The organism is Actinomycetospora sp., from assembly GCF_055612215.1.
Map to the genome: position 1 here is coordinate 1 of NZ_JBVPVA010000410.1, position 3,567 is coordinate 3,567.

At 76.8% G+C, this 3,567-nt stretch carries 5 protein-coding genes; 4 read left to right on the plus strand and 1 reads right to left on the minus strand.

Translation table 11 applies throughout. The features are described from left to right. Positions 1–33: 33 nt before the first annotated feature. From AC0CYZ_RS11595 to AC0CYZ_RS11610, 4 genes are read left to right on the plus strand one after another with little or no spacing between them, the layout of a single operon-like run. Positions 34–108, plus strand: coding sequence for a hypothetical protein (locus AC0CYZ_RS11595; protein ID WP_472215421.1), 75 nt, complete (start codon positions 34–36; stop codon positions 106–108). Beyond that, complete coding sequence (locus AC0CYZ_RS11600; RefSeq protein ID WP_472215413.1) at positions 105–1,028, plus strand: 5-oxoprolinase subunit C family protein; 924 nt, start codon at positions 105–107, stop codon at positions 1,026–1,028. The genes AC0CYZ_RS11595 and AC0CYZ_RS11600 overlap by 4 nt, the downstream gene beginning before the upstream one ends. Before the next feature lie 46 nt (positions 1,029–1,074). After that, positions 1,075–1,527, plus strand: a complete 453-nt coding sequence (locus AC0CYZ_RS11605) for a VOC family protein (RefSeq protein WP_472215415.1) — start codon at positions 1,075–1,077, stop codon at positions 1,525–1,527. Positions 1,528–1,582: 55 nt separating this feature from the next. Further along, positions 1,583–2,293 carry an MBL fold metallo-hydrolase gene (locus tag AC0CYZ_RS11610; protein ID WP_472215417.1) on the plus strand — a complete coding sequence of 237 codons (711 nt, stop codon included), beginning with the start codon at positions 1,583–1,585 and terminating at the stop codon, positions 2,291–2,293. Positions 2,294–2,299: 6 nt separating this feature from the next. On the opposite strand, the gene AC0CYZ_RS11615 is transcribed toward AC0CYZ_RS11610, so the two are convergent. Beyond that, a partial coding sequence (locus tag AC0CYZ_RS11615) for a DUF349 domain-containing protein (protein WP_472215419.1) occupies positions 2,300–3,567 on the minus strand: 1,268 nt, incomplete at its 5' end.

Consider the following 3,567-nt stretch of genomic DNA (forward strand, 5'->3'; position numbering starts at 1 on the left):
GGGGGCTGGCAGCTCATCGGGCACACCGACCACGTGCTGTGGGACCTCGACCGGGACCCGCCGGCCGTCCTCGTCCCGGGCGCGCGCATCCGGTTCCGGGCCCGATGAGCCCCCTCACCGTCACCGCGACCGGTCCGCTGACCACCGTCCAGGACGTCGTCGGGCGCCCCGGCCGGGCCGACCTCGGCGTCGGCGTATCGGGTGCGGCCGACCGGGCGGCGCTGCGGCGGGCGAACCGCCTCGTGGGCAACGACGAGGCCGCGGCCGGCCTCGAGGTCACCTTCGGCGGCCTCGGGCTCCGGTTCGAGGCCGGCTCCGCCGGCGGGCCGACGACGGCGGTGGTCGCCGTGACCGGCGCGCCCGCGCCGGTGCGCATCGGGGACCGCCCCGGGGACCTGCACCGCGCCGTCGTCGTCCCCGCGGGCGCCGAGCTGCGCCTGGGCACACCGGCCTGCGGCCTGCGGACCTACGTCGCGGTGCGCGGCGGGATCGCGGTGGAGCCCGTGCTGGGGAGCCGGGCCACGGACACCGTCGCGGGCCTCGGTCCGCCGGTGCTCGAGGCCGGCGTCGAGCTGGCGGTGGGGGAGGCGCCCGTGACGCCGGTGCCCTGGGTGGACGTCGCCCCGGAGGCGGGGCTCGGGGACGAGCTGACGCTGGGGGTGGTCCTGGGCCCGCGTCGGGACTGGTTCACCGACGACGCCGTCGCCACCTTCCTGCGGACGGCGTGGACGGTCACCGAGGACGCCAACCGCGTGGGGTTCCGCCTGGACGGGCCCGAGCTCGCCCGCACCCCCGAGCGCGACGGGGCGGAGCTGCCGAGCGAGGGCGTGATCCGGGGGAGCGTGCAGGTCCCGCCGTCCGGGCGCCCGACCGTCTTCCTCGCCGACCACCCCGTGACCGGTGGCTACCCGGTGATCGGTGTGGTGACCGACGCCGACACCGACCGCGCCGGGCAGCTCCGGCCGGGGGCGTCGGTGCGGTTCCGGCGGGTGGCGGTGCCGGTGACGTCAGAGGAGTTCCGGTCCTGACCCCGGACGTCCGGAAACCGTCGTCGATCACGAGGAGGGCGCGCCGATGCCCGACCACCCGTACCTGCACCAGACCGTGTTCGACGCCGTCGACCCCCGCCCCCTCGCCGAGTTCTACCGCCGCCTGCTCGGCCTGCACTACCGCCTCGGCGACGCGCCGCCGCCCGAGGGCGAGCCCGATCCGCAGGCCGAGGACTGGCTCACCCTCTGCGACGCCGACGGCCGGCGTCTGCTCGCGTTCCAGCCGGTCCCGGCGCTCCTGCCGGTGACGTGGCCCGAGGGCGACCAGCCGCAGCGCATGCACCTCGACCTCAGCGTGCCCACGATGGCGGACCTCGAGGCGCAGCACCGGCGCGCGCTCGAGCTGGGGGCCCGGCTGCTGCGCGACGAGTCCGACGACCCCGAGGAACCGCTCTACGTCTATGCCGACCCCTCCGGGCACCCGTTCTGCCTCTTCCTGGCCCCCGGCGGCCCGACGGTCGACATCGAGCCCGGCTGAGCCGAGAGCGAACACCCGGGACGGACACGGGTGTCGTGCGTGATGCTCTGGACGCATGGACGTCATCGACCTGCGAGCCGACCTGCGGATGCTCGTCGGCGTCCCGGGCCAGGCCTACCTGATCCGGACCCCGCGCGGGGTGGTGCTCGTCGACACCGGTGCCGTCGGGAACGGGGAGGCCGTGGCGGCGGCCCTGCGCGACTGGGGGCTCGACCGCGGCGCGCTGCGCCTCGTGCTGCTCACCCACTGGCACGCCGACCACGCGGGCTCCGCCGCGGAGATCGGCCGGTGGCCGGGCGTGGACGTGGCGGTCCACCGGGTCGACGCGCCCGCCGTGCGCGGCACCGAGCCCGGTCGCCCGCCGGTGCTCACCCCGGCCGAGGAGGTGCTGTTCGCGCAGATCGCGGCCGGCGGCCTGCCGGACGCGCCACCGGCTCGGGTCGACCGCGAGCTCGACGACGCAGGCGTCCTCGGGGGAGCGCACGTCGTCGCCACCCCCGGACACACCGACGGCAGCGCCGCGTTCTGGTTCCCGGACGCCGGGGTGCTGTGCACGGGGGACACCGCCGCGAACCACGAGGGCGCCGTCATCCTGGGGCCGTTCAACGCCGACCGGGAGCAGGCCCGGGCGTCGTTCCGCCGGCTCGGCGCGTTCGACGCGGCCGTGGTCTGTTTCGGGCACGGAGCCGCCCTGGTGGGGGAGGACACGCGGCTGCTGCGCGAGGCGGCCGCGGCCGCGACGGTGCCGGACCCGCTGGGGGCCTGAGCCCGATCAGCCGGTCGCGCGCTCCGCGGCGGCGAGCCACTCCCGCCACTGCTCGGCCTGCCGGTCGGCCTCCTTCGCGCGGCGCTCGTCGCCGGCAGCGCGGGCCTTCGCGGCCTGGGCCTCGTACTGGGCGACGCGCTCGCGGAACTGCCCGACGCGGGCCTCCTTCTCCGGGTCGACCCGCGACCAGCGCTTGTCGACCGCGGCCCGCACCCGGTCCTCGACCTCCTTGAGGCGGGTGGCGAACTCGCGGACCCGCTCGCGGGGCACCTTGCCGATCTCGTCCCACCGCTCCTGCACCGAGCGCAGCGCGGCGCGGGCGGCGTCGATGTCGGAGAGGTCGATGGCGGCCGCCTCGGCGAGCAGCGCCTCCTTGGCCTTCGCGTTCCCGACGAACTCCGCGTCCCGCGCGTCGAACGTCGCCGACCGCCGCGAGAAGAAGTGGTCCTGCGCGCCGCGGAAGCGGGCCCAGAGGGCGTCGTCGGCGTCCTTGGAGGTGCGCCCGGCCGCCTTCCACTCGACCATGAGCTCCTTGTAGCGCCCGGCCGTCGGGCCCCAGTCCTCCGACTCCCGGAGCGCCTCGGCCTCGGCGACCAGCTCCTCCTTGCGCGTCTTCGCGGTCGCGCGGGCCCGGTCGAGCTCGGCGAAGTGGGCCCCCCGACGGCGGGTGAAGGTCTCGCGGGACTTGGCGAAGCGCTTCCAGAGCGCGTCGTCGGTCTTGCGGTCGATCCCGCGGATCGTCTTCCACTCCTCGAGCATCGCCGAGAAGCGGTCACCGGCGTGCTTCCAGCGCGTGGTCTCCTCGGCGAGGGTCTCGGCCTCGGAGATCAGGGCCTCCTTGCGCGCCACCGCCTGCTCCCGCGCGGTCGACTTCGCCGACTTCTCCGCCCGCCCGGCCTGCTCGGCCGCGGCGATGACGGCGTCGAGGCGGACGACGAGCCCGGGCAGGTCGCCGACGACGGTCGCGACGTCGAGCCGCTCCCGCAGCACGGTCGCGCTGCGCAGCAGGCCCGACGCGTCACCACGCCCGGACTGCAGGCGGCGCACGAGGATGTCGGCCTCGGTGCGCAGGTCGTCGAACCGGCGGGCGAAGTGCGCGAGGCCCTCGACGGCGTCCCCGGCCTGCCACGACCCGACGGCGCGCTCGCCCTCGGGCGCCACGGTCCAGACGGTGCCGTCGGCGTCGACGCGGCCCCAGCGGGCGGGCTCGTCGGAGGCGGGCACGACGGTCGGGAGCTCGGCGACCTCGGCGGCGGCCGCGCTCGGGGTCGGGG

Coding starts and splice junctions, on each gene's coding strand:
- AC0CYZ_RS11600 (WP_472215413.1), top strand. CDS start 105: ATGAGCCCCCTCACCGTCACCGCGACCGGTCCGCTGACCACCGTCCAG.
- AC0CYZ_RS11605 (WP_472215415.1), top strand. CDS start 1,075: ATGCCCGACCACCCGTACCTGCACCAGACCGTGTTCGACGCCGTCGAC.
- AC0CYZ_RS11610 (WP_472215417.1), top strand. CDS start 1,583: ATGGACGTCATCGACCTGCGAGCCGACCTGCGGATGCTCGTCGGCGTC.